We start from the raw sequence: 17,270 nt of genomic DNA, 5'->3' as shown, positions 1-17,270 counted from the left end.
CTACACGGGTGCGTCGGCCAGCTCACGGCCGATCCGCAGCAACTGGCCGGTCGCCCCGCCGATCGCGAACTCGGTCTGCTTGGCGGCCAGGAAGTAGCGGTGGATCGGGTGATCCGTATCGATACCGACACCGCCGTGCACATGCACCGCGGTGTGGGCGACGCGATGTCCGGCGTCGGCCGCCCAGAACGCGGCACTGGCCACGTCGATAGCGGCGGGTAGGTCCTCGGACAGCCGCCACGCGGCCTGGGTGAGCGTCGACCGCAGCGCCTTGACGTCGATATAGCCGTCGGCAAGTCGCGCCGAGACGGCCTGGAAGCTGCCGATCGGCCGATCGAACTGCTCCCGCTCGCGGGCGTACACCGCGGTGAGTTCCAGGGCGCGTTCGAGCACACCGAGCTGGAATGCGGTGCGGCCCAGTGCCGCCTGCACGGTGAGCCACTCCAGCACCTCGGCATCGCCGACGACGCGTTCGGCGCCGACGGACGTGCCGGAGAGTTCCAGGTGCCCGACGGCACCGTGACCGGTGGTGTCCAACGTGCTCAGCGTGACGCCGGGGTCATCGGTGCTCACCAGGAAGACCAAGGTGGCGGAGTCGGTCTCGGCGGGCACCAGGAAGGCGTCGGCCACCGGACCGTAGGCCACCTGGGTGCGCGAACCGGTCAGCCGGAACCCTGAACCGTCCGCCTGCGCCTGGACCGGGCCCTGGCCCATCTCGCCGTCCACGGCGACCGTGAGGATCTTGGTGCCGTTGACCGCGGGCACTGCCCAATCCTGCTGCAGCGCCTGCGATCCGAACTTTTCCAGCGCACCGGCGGCGAGCACCGCCGATTCCAGGTAGGGCACCGCGGCCAGCTGCCGTCCCAGCGCGGTCAGCACGGCCGCCTGCTCCAGCACACCGAAACCGCCGCCGCCCAGGGATTCCGGGGCCGCGGTGGACAGGATGTCGGCCTCGATCAGCTTGGCCCACAGGTCGCGGTCGAAACGCTGGTCGAGTCCGTCGAGCACCCGCTGGTGCTCGGGGGTGACCACCGATTCGGTGATGGTGCGCACCAGTCCGCCGAGATCGACGGAGGCTTCGGTAGGGGTGAAGTCCATGTCTGTTCCTTACCGGTTCACTCGGGGCAGGCCGAGTGCGACCATGCCGATGATGTCGCGCTGGATCTCGTTGGTGCCGCCGCCGAAGGTCAGGATCAGGCAGGAGCGGTGCATCCGCTCGACCCGCCCGCGCAGCAGCGCGCCGGGTGATCCGGTCCGCAGCGTCGCCGAGGTGCCGAGCACCTCCATCAGCAGGCGGTAGGCCTCGGTCGCGAGTTCGGTGCCGAACACCTTGGCCGCGGACGCATCGGCCGGAGACGGCGCATTGTCGTCGGAGGCGGACGCGAGCTCCCAGTTGATGAGCTTGAGCACCTCGGCCTTGGCGTGCACCCGGGCGAGGTTGAGCTGGACCCACTCGGAATCGATCAGCCGCTTGCCGTGCACGTCCTTGGTGTTTTGTGCCCATTCGCGAACGCCGTTGAGGGCGACGAAGATCGGCTGCGCCGACACCAGCGCGACGCGCTCATGGTTGAGCTGGTTGGTGACCAGTTTCCAGCCCGCGTTCTCCTCGCCGACCAGGGCGCTGGTCGGCACCCGGACGTCCTGGTAGTAGGTGGCGCTGGTGTCCACACCGGACATGGTGTGCACCGGGGTCCAGGAAAAACCCTCGGCGGTGGTCGGCACGATCAGCATCGAGATACCGCGGTGCTTCTTGGCTTCCGGGTTGGTGCGCACCGCCAGCCACACGTAATCGGCGTAGGCGATCAGGCTGGTCCACATCTTCTGCCCGTTGATGACGTACTCGTCACCACTGCGGACGGCGGTGGTACGCAGGGATGCGAGGTCGGTGCCGGCGCCGGGCTCGGAATAGCCGATGGAGAAATGCAGTTTGCCTGCCGCGATCTTGGGCAGGAAGAACTGCTTCTGCTCCTCGGTGCCGAAATGCATGATGGTCGGCGCGACGGAGTTGATGGTCAGGAACGGGACCGGCACATTGGCGATCGAGGCCTCGTCGTTGAAGATCAGGCCGTCCATCGGCGGACGGGCCTGGCCGCCGTACTCCTTGGGCCAGGACAGCGTCAGCCAGCCGTCCTTGCCCATCTGCTCGACGGTTTCGCGGTAGACGTTGCCGCGGCCCATCTCGCCATCGCTGGCGCCCAGCGCTTCGGCCCGCTCCGGAGTCATCAGTTTCTGGAAGTAGGACCGCAGTTCGCGGCGCAACTCCTCCTGCTCGGCGGTATAACCGATCCGCATGGGGACGTCCTCACTGTTCGGGGTTCGTTGCCGGTGCACCGGCGGGCACATGGTGGTACCCGTCCATCTGTCTCGTTGTAACACGTTCTAGTCTTGCGGTCCAGGGCGGTATTGTCGGACAGCACAGGGGCAGCCCGCCCTGACCCGGAGTGCGAGGAGGTTGTCATGCACGTAGAAGTCGATCGGGACCGCTGCGAAGGCAATGCGGTGTGTCTCGGTATCGCCCCCGACCTGTTTGATCTCGATGACGATGACTACGCGGTGGTCAAGGCCGACCCGGTACCCGCCGACCAGGAGGACCTGGCCGAGCAGTCCGTCGCAGAGTGCCCACGGGCAGCCCTGATCCGCAAAGACTGAAGAAACTAGAGGTATTCGTACTGTGGCTCCAGACACCGCAACGAGCGATAACGCGATCGATCTGTCCGGGAAGGTCGCCGTCGTCACCGGCGCGGCCGCAGGCCTGGGTCGTGCCGAGGCGATCGGGCTGGCCCGCGCCGGCGCGACCGTCGTGGTCAACGACATGGCCGGGGCGCTCGACAAGTCCGATGTGCTCGCCGAGATCGAGGCGGCCGGGTCCAAGGGCGTGGCGGTGGCCGGCGATATCAGCGCCCGCAGCACCGCGGACGAACTCGTCGAGACCGCGGACCGGCTGGGTGGCCTGGGCATCGTGGTCAACAACGCCGGGATCACCCGGGACCGCATGCTGTTCAACATGTCCGACGAGGACTGGGATGCGGTGATCGCCGTGCATCTGCGCGGTCACTTCCTGCTGACCCGCAATGCCGCGACGTACTGGAAGGCCAAGGCCAAGGAATCCGCCGACGGTCAGGTGTACGGCCGGATCATCAACACGTCGTCGGAGGCCGGTATCGCCGGTCCGGTCGGGCAGGCCAACTACGGCGCGGCCAAGGCCGGTATCACCGCACTGACGCTCTCGGCGGCCCGTGGCCTGAGCCGGTACGGCGTGCGAGCCAATGCGATCGCGCCGCGCGCGCGCACCGCGATGACCGCCGACGTGTTCGGTGACGCGCCCGATCTTGCCGACGGTCAGGTCGACGCGCTGTCACCGGAACACGTCGTGACGCTGGTGAGCTACCTGGCCTCGCCGTCCTCGGACCGCGTCAACGGTCAGCTGTTCATCGTGTACGGCCCGACGGTGACCCTGGTCGCCGCGCCGGTGGCCGCGCAGCGTTTCGATGCCGGCGGGGACGCCTGGGATCCGGCGGCGCTGAGCGCGACGCTGGGCGAGTTCTTTGCTGAGAGGGATCCGGAAATAGGATTCTCCGCTACTGCGCTAATGGGTTCTTGAGTCCGGAGAACCGTATATTCACCGTTCTGGGGTCGATAGAACACGTTCTAGAATGACCTCGATCACACCGTCTGTGACCAGCAGAAACGGGAGTTTTCCACGAAGATTGCGGTTCTTTGACACTGTGAACGTGTTCTAGTTACTATGAGCCCGCTCACTAAGCGCACCGTGCACATCAGGGGTGGAAAGACCGCCAGAGCGAACAAATTCCGGCTATTGTCGGGTACTTCGCCAGTGTGGGATGCCAACCCCGTTCGAGAATGGAGTCGAGGTTGATCGAACAGCTTGCGGCTCCGGCGCGGGCCGTGGGTGGGTTCGTCGAAATGACCATCGACACCTTCGTCAAGATGTGGCGCCGGCCGTTCCAGTTCCGCGAATTTCTCGACCAGACGTGGATGATCGCGCGGGTGTCGTTGGTGCCGACGCTCCTGGTGTCCATCCCGTTCACGGTTCTGGTTGCCTTCACCCTCAACATCCTTCTGCGCGAGATCGGCGCCGCCGATCTGTCCGGCGCAGGCACTGCCTTCGGCACCATCACCCAGCTGGGTCCGGTGGTGACCGTGCTGGTGGTCGCCGGCGCCGGCGCCACCGCGATCTGCGCCGATCTCGGCGCCCGCACCATCCGCGAAGAGATCGACGCCATGCGGGTGCTGGGCATCGATCCGATCCAGCGACTCGTGGTGCCCCGCGTGCTCGCCTCGACCGTCGTGGCGGTGCTGCTCAACGGCCTGGTGTGCGCCATCGGCCTGTCCGGCGGCTACGTGTTCTCGGTCTTCCTGCAGGGCGTGAACCCCGGCGCGTTCATCAACGGGCTGACCATCCTCACCGGCCTCGGCGAGCTGGTGCTCGCCATGTTCAAGGCCCTGCTGTTCGGCCTGCTGGCCGGCCTGGTCGGCTGCTACCGCGGGCTGACCGTGCAGGGCGGGCCCAAGGGTGTGGGCATCGCGGTGAACGAGACCGTGGTCTACGCCTTCATCTGCCTGTTCGTGGTCAACGTCATCCTGACCGCCGTCGGCGTCCGAGTGCTGGAGCGGTGAGGCGCTCATGAGCTACGACGCGACGGTGCGGCTGCGCCGGTTCTTCCGGGGCGTCCCGCGAGCCGTGGACAACATCGGTGAGCAGGCGCTGTTCTACGGCGAGTCGATGCGCTACATCCCCAACGCGCTCACCCGCTACCGCAAGGAAACCATCCGGCTGGTCGCCGAGATGACCATGGGCGCAGGCGCACTGGTCATGATCGGCGGAACGGTCGGTGTCGCGGCGTTCCTCACGCTGGCCTCCGGCGGTGTCATCGCGGTGCAGGGCTACTCCTCGCTGGGCAACATCGGCATCGAGGCGCTGACCGGCTTCCTCTCGGCCTTCCTCAACGTGCGCATCGTGGCCCCGGTGATCGCCGGGATCGCGCTGGCGGCCACCATCGGCGCCGGTACGACAGCACAGCTGGGCGCCATGCGGGTGGCCGAAGAGATCGATGCCGTGGAAGCCATGGCGGTGCACGCGGTTTCGTATCTGGTGTCGACGCGGATCATCGCCGGACTGATCGCCATCGTCCCGCTGTACTCGCTGTCGGTGCTCGCGGCTTTCTTCGCGGCCCGCTTCACCACCGTCTTCATCAACGGCCAGAGCGCAGGTCTGTACGACCATTACTTCAACACCTTCCTGATACCGAGCGACCTGCTGTGGTCCTTCCTGCAGGCCATCGTCATGTCGATCGCGGTCATGCTGGTGCACACCTACTACGGCTACAACGCCTCCGGCGGACCCGTCGGCGTGGGCATCGCGGTCGGCCAGGCCGTGCGCACCTCGCTGATCGTCGTCGTCACCATCACCCTGTTCATCTCACTCGCCGTGTACGGCGCGTCCGGCAACTTCAATCTCTCCGGGTAGGCCACGGATGTCCGACGGAACCGCCAAACGCAGCCATGTCCGGATCGCCGCCGCGATCCTGGCCGCGCTGATCGCCCTCGCCGTGCTGTTCACCTACCTGTTCTTCACCGCGGCATTCACCCCGACCGACACCGTCACGGTGACCTCGGAGCGGGCCGGCCTGGTGATGGAGCGGGACGCCAAGGTCAAATACCGGGGTATCCAGATCGGCAAGGTCAGCGAGATCGCCTACGCCGGGGATCAGGCGAAGCTGACGCTGTCCATCGACCGCAGCCAGATGCGCTTCATCCCGTCCAACGCCGTCGTGAAGATCGCCGGCACCACGGTTTTCGGTGCGAAGTCGGTGGAGTTCCTGCCACCGGAGGATCCCCGCGACACCCCCTTGCGGCCGGGCACCAGCATCGCGGCCGCCGATGTGCAGCTCGAGGTCAACACGCTGTTCCAGACCCTCACCGATGTGCTGCACAAGGTGGATCCGATCAACCTGAACGCCACCGTGACCGCGTTGGGCGAGGGCCTGCGCGGCAACGGAGACGATGCGGGTGCCGCGATGGCCGGGCTGAACAGCTATCTGGCCCAGCTCAATCCGAAGCTGCCCACAGTGGCCGAGGACTTCCGTAAGACCGCCGTGGTGGCCGATATCTACGGTGACGCCGGACCGGACCTGGCGACCATCCTGGACAACGCGCCCCGGCTGGCCCAGACCATCGTCGACGAACAGGACAACCTCAACGCCGCGCTGCTCGCGGCCACCGGTTTCGCCGAGAACGGCACCGCCACACTGGAACCGGCCGCCGACGACTACATCGCCGCGATCCAGCGGATGCGCGCGGTCCTCAAGGTGGCCGGCGACTACTCGCCGGTGATCGGTTGCACGCTGCAGGGCACGTCGAAGGCGCTGGACACCTTCGCCCCCGTCATCGGCGGCATCCGGCCCGGCCTGTTCGTCGCATCCAACTTCCTGCCCGGCGCGCCGTCCTACACCTACCCCGAGAGCCTGCCCGTGGTGAATGCCTCGGGCGGACCGAACTGCCGCGGACTTCCCGACGTCCCGGGTAAGCAGCTCGGCGGATCCTGGTATCACACACCGTTCCTGGTGACCGACAACGCCTACGTGCCCTACCAACCGAACACCGAACTGCAGTTCAATGCGCCCTCGACACTGCAGTTCCTGTTCAACGGCGCGTTCGCGGAACGGGACGATTTCTGATGATCAGGTTGCGCCGCGATGAGCGCCTACGCGAAGAGCCTCGTGTCACAAAGAACAGTGAAATCTGATGAACCAACGTAGGACCCTGATCAACGTCATCGTGTTCACGCTCGCGATGGTGCTGGTGGCCGCCGGTCTGGTCGTGGTGTTCGGGCAGTTCCGATTCGCCTCCAGCAACCAGTTCTCGGCCACCTTCTCCGAGGCCTCCCGGCTGAAGTCCGGTCAGGACGTCCGCATCGCGGGCGTGCCGGTCGGTTCGGTCGGCTCGGTCACGCTGAACCCCGACAACACCGTCAACGTCGCATTCGACGTGGACAAGCGCTATCAGCTCTACACCTCCACCCGGTTGGTGGTGCGCTACGAGAACCTGGTCGGCGACCGCTACATGGAGATCACCTCCGGCCCGGGAGAGCTGAAGAAGCTGCCGGCCGGCGCCACCATCTCGAAGGACAACACCCAGCCCGCACTGGATCTCGACGCGCTGCTGGGTGGGTTGAAGCCGGTGCTCAAGGGTCTGGACGGGGCCAAGGTCAACGAGATCAGCAACGCGGTCATCGAACTGCTGCAGGGCCAGGGCGGCGCGATCCAGAGCCTGCTGTCCAACACCAGCTCGTTCAGCCAGCGTCTCGCCGACCGGGATCAGCTGATCGGCGACGTCATCACCAACCTGAACACCGTGCTGGGCACCGTCGATGAGAAGGGCGCCCAGTTCAACGCCAGCGTCGACGAACTGCAGAAGCTCATCACCGGGCTGGCCGAGAACCGTGACCCCATCGCCGGGGCGATCGCGCCGCTGGCATCGGCGGAAAACGATCTGACCGAGATGCTGGAGGCCTCACGCCGCCCCCTGCAGGGCGTCATCGAGAACGCGCGCCCGCTGCTGCAGCGGATGGACGAGCGCAAGGCCGATATCAACAAGGTGATCGAGCCGCTGGCGGAGAACTACATGCGGCTGAACTCGCTGGGTGCCTACGGCGCGTTCTTCAACATCTACTACTGCTCCATCCGGCTGAAGATCAACGGCCCGGCCGGTAGCGACATCCTGATCCCGTTCGGTGGCCCGCCGGACCCGTCGAAGGGGAGGTGCTCGGAGAATGGCTAGCCCAGACCGCAGCAACCCGCTGCGCACCGGGATTCTCGGCATCTTCGTGGTGGCGTGCCTGGTGCTGGTGTCCTTCGGGTACACCGGCCTGCCGTGGTACCCGCAGGGCCGCGGATATGAGGCCTATTTCTCCGACGCCGGTGGCATCTCACCGGGTAACGACGTCGCGGTGTCCGGTATCAAGGTCGGCAAGGTGACCTCGGTGTCGCTGGCTCGCGATCAGGCCAAGGTGGGCTTCACCGTCGACCGGAACATCAAGGTGGGCAACCAGACTCTGGTGGCCATCAAGACCGACACCGTGCTGGGCCAGAAGTCGCTGTCGGTGACACCAGGAGGCAGCGGCGACTCGACCGTCATCCCGGTCGGCCGCACCACCACCCCGTACACCCTGAACACCGCACTGCAGGACCTCGGCGGCAACGTCAGCGCGCTCGACAAGCCGAAGTTCGAGCAGGCGCTGCAGACCCTGACCGATACGCTGCGCGACGCGACCCCGCAGCTGCGCGGCGCGCTCGACGGCGTCGCGAACCTGAGCCGCAGCCTGAACAAGCGCGATCAGGCGCTCGAAGAATTGCTGCTGCACGCCAAGAACGTCTCCGACACCCTGGCCCAGCGGGCCGGTCAGGTGAACCAGCTCATCACCGATGGCAACCAGTTGTTCGCCGCCCTCGACGAGCGCAGGCAGGCACTGAGCACGCTGATCGCCGGTATCGACGATGTCTCGCACCAGCTTTCCGGTTTCGTCGCCGACAACAAGCGTGAGTTCCTGCCCGTGCTGCAGCGGCTGGACGCGGTGATGGCCAACCTGCTCGAGCGCAAGGAGCACATCGGCGAGGCGCTGAAGCGACTGCCGCCGTACGCCACTGCGCTCGCCGAGGTGGTCGGTAACGGACCCGGCTTCAACATCAACCTTTACGGCCTGCCCCCGGCGACCATCGCCGAAGTCCTGCTGGACGGCTACTTCCAGCCGGGCAAGCTGCCGGACAGCCTCGCCGACTACCTGCGCGGCATGATCTCCGAGCGCATGCTGGTGAGGCCCAAGACGCCATGACAGAAATCAGATCCGGAAAGAGCAAGTGGCTGCGCGGAACTCTCGCGGTGGCGCTTGCGGTCCTGCTGGCCGTCGGTGTCTACCTGGTGTGGCCGAGCCGCGGCGGACAGAAGGTCGTGGCCTACTTCCCGACTGCGGTCGGGCTGTACCCCGGCGACGATGTCCGCATCGTCGGTGTGCCCATCGGGCGGATCGATTCGATCCAGCCGCGCGCCCAAGACGTCAAGATCAACATGACGCTGGACGACGGTGTGCGGGTGCCAGCGAATGCGCAGGCCATCATCATCGCGCCGAACCTGGTGTCCGCCAGGTTCATCCAGCTGACGCCCGCCTACACCGAAGGTGACGTGCTGGCCGACGGCGCGGAGATCGGGCTGGACCGTACCGGTGTCCCGGTCGAGTGGGACGAGGTCAAGGAGCAGCTCACCGCGCTGAGCACCCAGCTCGGCCCGCAGGAGGGCGGCCTGCAGGGGCCGCTCACCCAGGTCGTCAACCAGGCCGCCGACGCGTTCGACAACAACGGCGACTCGTTCCGCCAAGCGCTGCGCGAACTCTCGCAGACCGCGGGCCGCCTCGGGGATTCGCGGACCGACCTGTTCGGCACCATCCGCAATTTGCAGGTGCTCGTGAACGCGCTGGCCAACAGCAACGAGCAGATCGTGCAGTTCACCAACCACGTCGCGTCGGTGTCGCAGGTGCTCGCGGCCAGCACCCAGGATCTGGACGCCACCCTGGGCGCGCTCAATCAGGCGCTCGGTGATGTCCGCGGTCTGCTCAGCGAGTCCAACGCCTCGCTGATCCAGTCGGTGGGCAAGCTCAGTGAGTTCACCCAGATCCTCACCGACCACAGCGATGACATCGAGCAGATCCTGCACGTGACGCCCAACGGTCTGGCCAACTTCTACAACATCTACAACCCGGCGCAGGGCACCGTCGGCGGCCTGCTGTCGCTGCCGAACTTCGCCAACCCGGTGCAGTTCATCTGCGGTGGCACCTTCGATGTCGGCGCCTCGCCGGACAACTACAAGCGCGCCGAGATCTGCCGCCAGCGCATGGCGCCGGTGCTCAAGCGGATCACCATGAACTACCCGCCGATCCTGCTGCACCCCATCGACAGCATCACCGCGTACAAGGGGCAGATCATCTACGACACCCCGGAGACCCAGGCGAAGGCCGAGACACCGGTGCCCTACCTGCAGTGGCAGCCCGCACCCGGGGTCACCCCGCCCATCGCACCTCCGGGCGGCAACCTCAGCCAACTGATCCTGCCGCCACCCGCGGTGCCCGGACAGATCTCACCGGCAGGCCCGGTACAGCCGGCCCCGCCGATGGGCGCGGGACCCCTGCCGGGGCCTGCCCCGGCGCCGGCCGGAGGGGCGGGCGGATGACCTCGATGAAATCGATCCTGTTGCGTGGCACCGCGCTCGGCGGCGGCACGCTCATGCTGGCGGGTTGCCAGTTCGGCGGGCTGAACTCGCTGAACATGCCGGGCACCGCCGGTCACGGCTCCGGCTCGTACACGATCACCGTGGAACTGCCCGACGTCGCGACGCTGCCGCAGAACTCGCCGGTGATGGTCGACGACGTCACCGTCGGCAGCGTCTCGGGTATCGAGGCGGTGCAGCGCCAGGACGGGACGTTCTACGCCGCGGTGCAGCTGTCGCTGGACAGCGATGTCGACCTGCCGCAGAACTCGACGGCCACCGTTGCGCAGACCTCGCTGCTGGGTTCCCAGCACGTGCAGCTGACCCCGCCGATCGACGATGCCGTCGGGAAGCTGAAGCAGGGCTCGAACATCCCGCTCGGGGCCATCGGTCGCTACCCGACCACCGAAGAGGTGCTCTCCGCGCTCGGTGTGGTGGTCAACAAGGGCAATCTCGGTGCGCTGCAGGACATCACCGACGAGGCATACGCCGCGGTCGCCGGGCGGACCGGCAGCTTCGCCGAGTTGCTGCCCCGGCTGGCCGAACTGACCGCTTCACTGGACCGGCAGACCGAGGACATCCTCACCGCCGCCGACGGGCTCAACCGGTTCGCCTCGATCCTTGCGCAGAGCAAGGACAACCTGGGTCGCACGCTGGACAGCCTGCCCAATGCGCTGCTGGTGCTCAACAACAACCGCGACAACATCGTCAGTGCCTTCACGGCCCTGAAGAGTTTCGCCGAGGTGGGTTCGCGCGTGCTGTCGGAGACGAAGACCGATTTCACGGCCGACCTCAAGGACCTGTTCCCGGTCATCAAGGCGCTCAACGACAATGCCGATGACTTCATCAAGGACCTGGAGCTGCTGCCGACGTTCCCGTTCCACTACAAGTATCTGCGCAACGCCGTCCGCGGTGACTACATGAACGTCTTCGTGACGTTCGACCTCACGGTGCGGCGGTTCGGTGAGTCGGTGTTCACCACATCGTTCTTCGATCCGAACATGAAGCATCTCAGCGAGGTGATCAACCCGCCGGACTTCCTGACCGGTGCGATGGCCAACCTCTCCGGTCAGGCGGCCGATCCGTTCAAGATCCCGCCCGGCACCGCGACACAGCACGATGGGGGGACGCCGTAATGCTGACCCGTCTGACACGTTTGCAGCTGTCCATCTTCGCCGTCGTCACGGTGCTGACCGTCACCGCCATCTCGGCGTTCTACCTGCACGTCCCGGCGACGCTGGGGATCGGCACCTACAACGTCACCGCGGACTTCAAGGCCGGTGGCGGGCTGTACCAGAACGCCAACGTCACCTACCGCGGCGTGACCATCGGGCGCGTCGAGGCGGTCGGACTGACCGATGACGGTGTGGAGGCGCACATGCGGCTCAACACCGACACCGACGTGCCGGAGAACGTCACGGCCACGGTCAAGAGTGTCTCCGCGGTGGGCGAGCAGTACATCGACCTGGTGCCGCCGAGCGATGACGACGGTGGCGCCGCCCCCGGCCTGCTGCGCAACGGTTCCAACATCGGGGTCGAGCACACCGCGATCGGCCAGGACATCGCCGGCATGCTCAAGCAGGCCGACGATCTGGTGGCCAGCGTCGGCGACGCGCGGATCCAGGATCTGCTGAAGGAAACGTTCAAGGCATTCAACGGATCCGGGCCGGAGCTGGCGCGGCTGATCCAGTCCGGGCGTGACCTCATCGACGAGGCCAACGCCAGCTACGGGCAGACCAGCCAGCTGATCGATCAGGCCGGCCCGTTCCTGGACGCCCAGATCACCGCCGGCGACGACATCCGTTCCTCCGCCGACGGACTGGCCCGGCTGACCACCGAGGTCGCCAACGCCGACCCGCAGTTCCGTTCGACGCTGCAGACCGTGCCCGGCGCGGTGGCGGAGGCCAACACCACGTTCGAAGGCATCCGGCCGACGTTCCCGGTGCTGGCCGCCAACCTGGCCAACTTCGGTCGCATCGGCGTCATCTATCACAAGTCGATCGAACAGGCCCTGGTCATCTTCCCGGCCCTGATGGCCGCGCTGATCACGGTCGGCACCGGCCTGCCCGCCGACGAGGGCGGCAAGCTGGACTTCAAGATCAACCTGGGTGACTCGCCGCCGTGTTCGACCGGCTTCATCCCGCCCTCGGACATCCGCTCGCCGGCCGACACCACCCTGCGTGAGCTGCCGACCGACATGTACTGCAAGACCGCGCAGAACGATCCCGCGGTGGTGCGTGGTGCGCGTAACTACCCGTGCCAGGAGTTCCCCGGTAAGCGGGCGCCCACGGTCCAGCTCTGCCGCGACCCGGTCGGTTATGTGCCGATCGGCAGCAACCCGTGGCGCGGCCCGCCGGTGCCGTACGACACCCCGATCACCGATCCGCGGAACATCACGCCGCCGAACAAGTTCCCGAACATCCCGCCGGCCCACGATTACGATCCGGGCGCACCCGCGGTGCAGCTGCCTCCGGGCGTGCAACCGGGCCCCGGTCCGGCCCCGAACGCGCCGTTCCCGAACCCGGTGCCGCCGAACAACAATGCGCCGGCACCGCCGTGGCCGTACTACGCGCCGCCGGATCAGGTGCTGCCGCCCTACGGCCGCCAGGAGCCGATGCCGCCGTTGCCGCCCGGTACGCCGATCTACCGGCCCCCGGGCTCGGAGGCACCGGGTCTGGCGCCGCCACCGGAGGCGCTGCTGCCCCCGCCGCCCGCCCCGGGCCCGCCGCCGGCACCGGGTCCGCTGCCCGCGGAACAACCCCTTGCCAGCGCTTCCCTGACGAGCACCTACGATCCGAAGACAGGTGTGTTCGCCGACCCGGCGAGCGGCGAGACCGGGGTGTTCGCCCCCGGTAGCGACGACTTCACACCCGCGGAGAACTGGGTCGATCTGATGATGGCGCCGAGGAAGATGTAAATGGTTGAGCAGGAACGGGCTTCCGGGGACACACCCGCCAAGCCCACCCGTCGGCGTGCCTCGCGCGCGGCGGGCCCGGCGGCCGCCCCGGAGGGTGAGTCCGCCGCCAAGGTGGTCACCAGCGCACCGGTGACCCGCACGACGCCGGCCACGCCCACCGCGCTGCCGCCGCGCCAACCCCACCGCGCGCTGGTCGCCCTGGTGTCCGGGGTGGCCGCGCTGGTCGCCGCGGTCGCACTGGTGGTGGTGGTGGCCGTGCTGATGGTGCAGCACCGGCACGCCGAGGACGTCCAGGCCCGTGATCAGCGGTTCGTCGACACCGCCGAACAGACCGTGATGAACATGTTCAGCTACGACCAGAACACGATCGACGAGAGCGTGAACCGGTTCGTCGACGGCACCAGCGGTCCGTTGCGGGACATGCTGAGCCAGGACAACAACGTCGACAACCTCAAGGCCATCTTCCGCGACACCAATGCCACCTCCGAGGCGGTCATCAGTGGTGCCGCACTGGAGAAGGTCGACGACATCGGTGGCAACGCCGCGGTGCTGGTCTCGGTGCGGGTCACCGTCACCGACCTGGAGGGCGTCAACAAGCCCTCACAGCCCTATCGGATGCGGGTGATCGTGCACGAGGACGACAACGGTCACATGACCGGCTACGACCTGAAGTACCCCGAGGGTGGCAACTGATGCGCGCCAGACTGATCCAGCTGGCCGTCGCGGTCTTCGCGCTCGGTCTGATCGCCCTGTCCGCAGCGGCGGGCGGGTTGTATTGGGACCGGGTGCAGACCCGCGCGGCCGAGCAGGCCGAGGCGGTGCTGCCGGGCATGGCCATCGAGCAGATCCCGCGGGTGTTCGGCTACGACTTCCAGACCGTCGAGCGCAGTCTCACCGATGCCGCGACACTGCTGACGCCGGAATACCGCCGCGAATTCCAGGAACGCGCCACCCAGGACATCATCCCGCAGGCGCGTGAGCGCCAGGTGATCAGCCAGGCACACGCGGTCGGCGCGGGTCTGATGAGCGCGCAACGGGATTCGGCGTCGGTGCTGGTGTTCATGAATCGCACCGTCACCGACAAGGCCAAGCAGCCCGTCTATGACGGCAGCCGCCTGCGCGTCGATTACCAGAAGATCGACGGCAAGTGGTTGATCAGCTACATCACTCCGATTTAGCGGTGGCCAGGGCGTCCAGGAACGACCTCGCCCAGCGGTCGACGTCATGGGCGAGCACCTGGCGGCGCAGCGCACGCATCCGGCGCTTGCCGTCCTCGACGGTCTGATTCAGCGCCTGCTCGATGGCATCGCGGACACCGTCGGTGTGATGCGGGTTGCACAGGTAGGCCTGGCGTAGTTCGGCTGCGGCGCCGGTGAATTCGGAAAGCACCAGCGCGCCGCCGAGATCGCTGCGGCAGGCCACGTACTCCTTGGCGACCAGGTTCATACCGTCGCGCAGCGGGGTCACCAGCATCACGTCGGCCGCCACGAAGAACGCGATCAGCTCATCGCGGGGTAGCGGCCGGTGGATGTAGTGCACCACCGCATGCCCGACCTCGCCGTACTCGCCGTTGATATGGCCGACCTGTCGCTCGATGTCCTCGCGCATCTCGATATAGCTCTCGACCCGTTCCCGGCTGGGTGTGGCCAGCTGGATCAGCACGGTGTCGCTGCGATCGGCGCGGTCCTGCTCGAGCAGTTCGGAGAACGCCCTGAGCCGGACGTCGATGCCCTTGGTGTAGTCCAGCCTGTCGACTCCGAGCAGGATCTTGCGCGGGTTACCCAGTTCGGCGCGGATCTGGCGGGCCCGCTGCCGGACCGATTTGTCGCGCGCTTTGCGGTCGAGATCGGCGGAGTCGATGGAGATGGGGAACGCGCCGACCTTGACGGTGCGGAACCCGACCTGGACCTCGCCGAAGCGGGAGCGCACGCCGATGGAGGCGCGCGAGGTGTGGGCACCGATCAGCCTGCGGGCCAGGATCAGGAAGTTCTGGGCGCCGCCGGCCAGGTGGAAGCCCACCAGATCGGCGCCGAGCAGGCCCTCGATGATCTCGGTGCGCCACGGCATCTGCATGAACAACTCGACCGGCGGGAACGGGATGTGCAGGAAGAACCCGATGGTGAGGTCGGGGCGCAGCATGCGCAGCATCTTGGGCACCAGTTGCAGCTGGTAGTCCTGGATCCACACGGTGGCGCCGGGTGCGGCAGCCCGCGAGGTGGCTTCGGCGAACCGCCGGTTCACCTCGACGTAGCGCTCCCACCACTCGCGGTGGTAGATCGGTTTGACGATGACGTCGTGGTACAGCGGCCACAGCGTGGCGTTGGAGAAACCCTCGTAGTACAGCGCCACGTCGTCGGCGGACAGCCGCACCGGGTAGAGCTGAAGGTCATCCTGGACGATGGGTTCCTCGTCGCCGTCGACGACGCGGTCGTCGGCGACACCGGGCCAGCCGATCCAGGCACCGCGCTGTTTGCGCAGGATCGGCTCCAGCGCCGTGACCAGGCCACCGGGGCTGCGTTTCCAGGTGGTGGAGCCGTCGGGCAGCACGACCTGGTCGACCGGTAGCCGATTGGCCACGACGACGAACTCGGCTTGGCCCCCGTCTGGGGCGGAGTCGGCGGAATCGACTCCCATCGACACCTAGGCCTCGAGCTTTGCCGGTCCGATACCGAGCATGGCCAGGAAGGTGCGACATTCGTCGGCGTCGGTGGCGTAGGCGGCCACCACACGGCGAGCCATGCTGGCGGTGTCGTCGGCCACGGGCTCGACGTCGCCGATCTCGGCGCTATCAGTTTTGGCGGGCATCTCGTAATTCTATGCGAAGTCCGGGCCACCGCCGTCGGCACCCGTGTAAATGTGTAGCTGTGCAAATTACTTTGGCAGGACAGACGGTCCTGGTGACCGGCGGCGGAAGCGGAATCGGCAAGGGTGTGGCCGCAGCCGTGGTGGCCAGCGGCGGCAACGCGATGTTGGTCGGGCGTAACGCCGACAAGCTGTCGGCGGCGGTAGACGAGATCACCGCGGGATCCGGAGACGGCGAGGTCCGCTTCGAACCCGCCGACGTCACCAACGAGGACGAGGTGGCCCGCGCCGTCGACGCCGCAACCGCCTGGACGGGCCGGCTGAACGGGGTGGTGCACTGCGCCGGCGGCACCGAGACCATCGGCCCGCTCACCCAGGTCGACTCCGACGGGTGGCGCCGCGCCGTCGATCTGAACGTCAACGGCAGCATGTACGTGCTCAAGCATTCGGCGCGTGAGTTGGTGCGCGGCGGCGGCGGCTCGTTCATCGGGATCTCGTCGATCGCCGCAGGTAGTACCCACCGCTGGTTCGGTGCCTACGGTGTCACCAAGGCCGCGCTGGATCACCTGATGATGCTGGCCGCCGACGAGCTCGGCCCGTCCTGGGTGCGGGTCAACTCGATCCGTCCGGGGTTGATCGCCACCGATATGGTCGCCCCGATCCTGTCCATGCCAGAGCTCAAGGGCGACTACGCGGCCAACACGCCGCTACCGCGGCACGGCGAGGTCGAAGACATCGCCAACGCCGCGGTGTTCCTGCTCAGCGATGCCTCGGGGTGGATCACCGGCCAGGTCATCAACATCGACGGCGGACACGGTCTGCGCCGCGGGCCCGACCTGTCGGCGATGCTGGAGCCGGTTTTCGGCGCGGACGGCCTGCGCGGGGTCGTCGAGAGTTAGCCGGACTGCTTCTGCAGCTTGTCGGCGCAGTACGCCTGCGCCGCCACTCCGGCGAACGTGGTGATCTCGTCGTCGGCCAGGTTGGTGTGGTCCTTGATGTAGTACAGCGCGGTCTCGATGCCCTTCTTGCTGCCGTTACCCAGCTTGCGGCACATCGACTGGGCCATGTCGATCGCCTTGGAGTCGCTGCCCACGGATACGCCGCGCTCGGAGAGCGCCGTGAGGAACTGCTGGTCGAGCTGTTCGTCGGCTATGGCCGGTGCGGCCAGCGCGATCGCGGTGCCGGCGGCGAGCACGGCCGCGGCGAAGGCGCCCTTGATCGTCGTGGTCCTCATGGTTCTCCTGTCCCGTCACCCCGAGGGAAGCGTCGTGGTGAC

18 protein-coding genes are annotated in these 17,270 nt (G+C 67.1%); 13 read left to right on the top strand and 5 right to left on the bottom strand.

What is annotated here, in order from left to right; translation table 11 throughout:
- Both ASE48_RS14565 and ASE48_RS14560 read right to left on the bottom strand, forming a co-directional pair.
- On the bottom strand, positions 1-1,098 hold the full coding sequence (locus ASE48_RS14565; protein WP_057167822.1) for an acyl-CoA dehydrogenase family protein: 1,098 nt from the start codon (positions 1,096-1,098) through the stop codon (positions 1-3).
- A gap of 9 nt (positions 1,099-1,107) precedes the next feature.
- Positions 1,108-2,292, bottom strand: coding sequence for an acyl-CoA dehydrogenase family protein (locus ASE48_RS14560; RefSeq protein ID WP_057167821.1), 1,185 nt, complete (start codon positions 2,290-2,292; stop codon positions 1,108-1,110).
- 165 nt (positions 2,293-2,457) lie between these two features.
- On the opposite strand from ASE48_RS14560, the gene ASE48_RS14555 reads away from it, so the two are divergent.
- The 12 genes from ASE48_RS14555 (at position 2,458) to ASE48_RS14500 (ending at position 14,370) form a co-directional block, all read left to right on the top strand.
- Positions 2,458-2,649 carry a ferredoxin gene (locus tag ASE48_RS14555; RefSeq protein WP_057167820.1) on the top strand — a complete coding sequence of 64 codons (192 nt, stop codon included), beginning with the start codon at positions 2,458-2,460 and terminating at the stop codon, positions 2,647-2,649.
- A gap of 22 nt (positions 2,650-2,671) precedes the next feature.
- On the top strand, positions 2,672-3,601 hold the full coding sequence (locus ASE48_RS14550) for a 3-oxoacyl-ACP reductase (protein WP_235571205.1): 930 nt from the start codon (positions 2,672-2,674) through the stop codon (positions 3,599-3,601).
- A 272-nt stretch (positions 3,602-3,873) separates the two neighbouring features.
- Positions 3,874-4,638 (top strand): MlaE family ABC transporter permease, encoded by a 765-nt coding sequence (locus ASE48_RS14545; protein ID WP_057167859.1) that lies wholly within the window; start codon positions 3,874-3,876, stop codon positions 4,636-4,638.
- A 7-nt stretch (positions 4,639-4,645) separates the two neighbouring features.
- A complete protein-coding gene (locus ASE48_RS14540; protein ID WP_057167818.1) occupies positions 4,646-5,488 on the top strand; it encodes an MlaE family ABC transporter permease in 843 nt (280 codons plus the stop codon).
- Between the two features lie 7 nt (positions 5,489-5,495).
- Positions 5,496-6,698, top strand: a complete 1,203-nt coding sequence (locus tag ASE48_RS14535) for an MCE family protein (RefSeq protein WP_057167817.1) — start codon at positions 5,496-5,498, stop codon at positions 6,696-6,698.
- Between the two features lie 67 nt (positions 6,699-6,765).
- A complete protein-coding gene (locus tag ASE48_RS14530; protein ID WP_057167816.1) occupies positions 6,766-7,800 on the top strand; it encodes an MCE family protein in 1,035 nt (344 codons plus the stop codon).
- Entirely contained in the window at positions 7,793-8,851 is a 1,059-nt protein-coding gene (locus tag ASE48_RS14525) for an MCE family protein (RefSeq protein WP_057167815.1), read from the top strand. Before ASE48_RS14530 ends, ASE48_RS14525 begins: the two co-directional genes overlap by 8 nt.
- On the top strand, positions 8,848-10,239 hold the full coding sequence (locus ASE48_RS14520; RefSeq protein WP_057167814.1) for an MCE family protein: 1,392 nt from the start codon (positions 8,848-8,850) through the stop codon (positions 10,237-10,239). The genes ASE48_RS14525 and ASE48_RS14520 overlap by 4 nt, the downstream gene beginning before the upstream one ends.
- A 5-nt stretch (positions 10,240-10,244) precedes the next feature.
- A complete protein-coding gene (locus ASE48_RS14515; protein WP_162264231.1) occupies positions 10,245-11,411 on the top strand; it encodes an MCE family protein in 1,167 nt (388 codons plus the stop codon).
- On the top strand, positions 11,411-13,192 hold the full coding sequence (locus ASE48_RS14510) for an MCE family protein (protein ID WP_057167812.1): 1,782 nt from the start codon (positions 11,411-11,413) through the stop codon (positions 13,190-13,192). Before ASE48_RS14515 ends, ASE48_RS14510 begins: the two co-directional genes overlap by 1 nt.
- On the top strand, positions 13,193-13,885 hold the full coding sequence (locus ASE48_RS14505; protein WP_057167811.1) for a hypothetical protein: 693 nt from the start codon (positions 13,193-13,195) through the stop codon (positions 13,883-13,885).
- A complete protein-coding gene (locus ASE48_RS14500; protein WP_057167810.1) occupies positions 13,885-14,370 on the top strand; it encodes a mammalian cell entry protein in 486 nt (161 codons plus the stop codon). Before ASE48_RS14505 ends, ASE48_RS14500 begins: the two co-directional genes overlap by 1 nt.
- Here ASE48_RS14500 and ASE48_RS14495 read toward each other — a convergent pair.
- Together ASE48_RS14495 and ASE48_RS32695 are read right to left on the bottom strand one after the other, a co-directional pair.
- On the bottom strand, positions 14,357-15,826 hold the full coding sequence (locus ASE48_RS14495; RefSeq protein WP_057167858.1) for an alpha,alpha-trehalose-phosphate synthase (UDP-forming): 1,470 nt from the start codon (positions 15,824-15,826) through the stop codon (positions 14,357-14,359). The two genes, ASE48_RS14500 and ASE48_RS14495, sit on opposite strands and share 14 nt — an antisense overlap.
- 6 nt (positions 15,827-15,832) lie before the next feature.
- The gene (locus ASE48_RS32695) at positions 15,833-15,997 is read right to left on the bottom strand and encodes a hypothetical protein (RefSeq protein WP_105361631.1); all 165 of its coding nucleotides are present in this window, start codon (positions 15,995-15,997) and stop codon (positions 15,833-15,835) included.
- Between the two features lie 59 nt (positions 15,998-16,056).
- Here ASE48_RS32695 and ASE48_RS14490 point away from each other — a divergent pair, with 59 nt between their 5' ends.
- Entirely contained in the window at positions 16,057-16,893 is an 837-nt protein-coding gene (locus ASE48_RS14490; protein WP_057167809.1) for an SDR family oxidoreductase, read from the top strand.
- Here the strand turns inward: ASE48_RS14490 and ASE48_RS14485 are convergent.
- Positions 16,890-17,228, bottom strand: a complete 339-nt coding sequence (locus ASE48_RS14485) for a DUF732 domain-containing protein (protein ID WP_057167808.1) — start codon at positions 17,226-17,228, stop codon at positions 16,890-16,892. The genes ASE48_RS14490 and ASE48_RS14485 overlap by 4 nt on opposite strands.
- Positions 17,229-17,270: the final 42 nt, after the last annotated feature.

Source organism: Mycobacterium sp. Root265, from assembly GCF_001428895.1.
Lineage (GTDB): Bacteria > Actinomycetota > Actinomycetes > Mycobacteriales > Mycobacteriaceae > Mycobacterium.
This window is presented reverse-complemented; position numbering and strand designations above follow the sequence as displayed.

Bases quoted from the DNA above. Each gene is read 5' to 3' on its own strand.
- ASE48_RS14565 (WP_057167822.1), bottom strand. From the start codon at position 1,098: ATGGACTTCACCCCTACCGAAGCCTCCGTCGATCTCGGCGGACTGGTG.
- ASE48_RS14560 (WP_057167821.1), bottom strand. From the start codon at position 2,292: ATGCGGATCGGTTATACCGCCGAGCAGGAGGAGTTGCGCCGCGAACTG.
- ASE48_RS14555 (WP_057167820.1), top strand. From the start codon at position 2,458: ATGCACGTAGAAGTCGATCGGGACCGCTGCGAAGGCAATGCGGTGTGT.
- ASE48_RS14540 (WP_057167818.1), top strand. From the start codon at position 4,646: ATGAGCTACGACGCGACGGTGCGGCTGCGCCGGTTCTTCCGGGGCGTC.
- ASE48_RS14535 (WP_057167817.1), top strand. From the start codon at position 5,496: ATGTCCGACGGAACCGCCAAACGCAGCCATGTCCGGATCGCCGCCGCG.
- ASE48_RS14530 (WP_057167816.1), top strand. From the start codon at position 6,766: ATGAACCAACGTAGGACCCTGATCAACGTCATCGTGTTCACGCTCGCG.
- ASE48_RS14525 (WP_057167815.1), top strand. From the start codon at position 7,793: ATGGCTAGCCCAGACCGCAGCAACCCGCTGCGCACCGGGATTCTCGGC.
- ASE48_RS14520 (WP_057167814.1), top strand. From the start codon at position 8,848: ATGACAGAAATCAGATCCGGAAAGAGCAAGTGGCTGCGCGGAACTCTC.
- ASE48_RS14515 (WP_162264231.1), top strand. From the start codon at position 10,245: ATGAAATCGATCCTGTTGCGTGGCACCGCGCTCGGCGGCGGCACGCTC.
- ASE48_RS14510 (WP_057167812.1), top strand. From the start codon at position 11,411: ATGCTGACCCGTCTGACACGTTTGCAGCTGTCCATCTTCGCCGTCGTC.
- ASE48_RS14505 (WP_057167811.1), top strand. From the start codon at position 13,193: ATGGTTGAGCAGGAACGGGCTTCCGGGGACACACCCGCCAAGCCCACC.
- ASE48_RS14500 (WP_057167810.1), top strand. From the start codon at position 13,885: ATGCGCGCCAGACTGATCCAGCTGGCCGTCGCGGTCTTCGCGCTCGGT.
- ASE48_RS14495 (WP_057167858.1), bottom strand. From the start codon at position 15,826: ATGGGAGTCGATTCCGCCGACTCCGCCCCAGACGGGGGCCAAGCCGAG.
- ASE48_RS32695 (WP_105361631.1), bottom strand. From the start codon at position 15,997: ATGCCCGCCAAAACTGATAGCGCCGAGATCGGCGACGTCGAGCCCGTG.
- ASE48_RS14485 (WP_057167808.1), bottom strand. From the start codon at position 17,228: ATGAGGACCACGACGATCAAGGGCGCCTTCGCCGCGGCCGTGCTCGCC.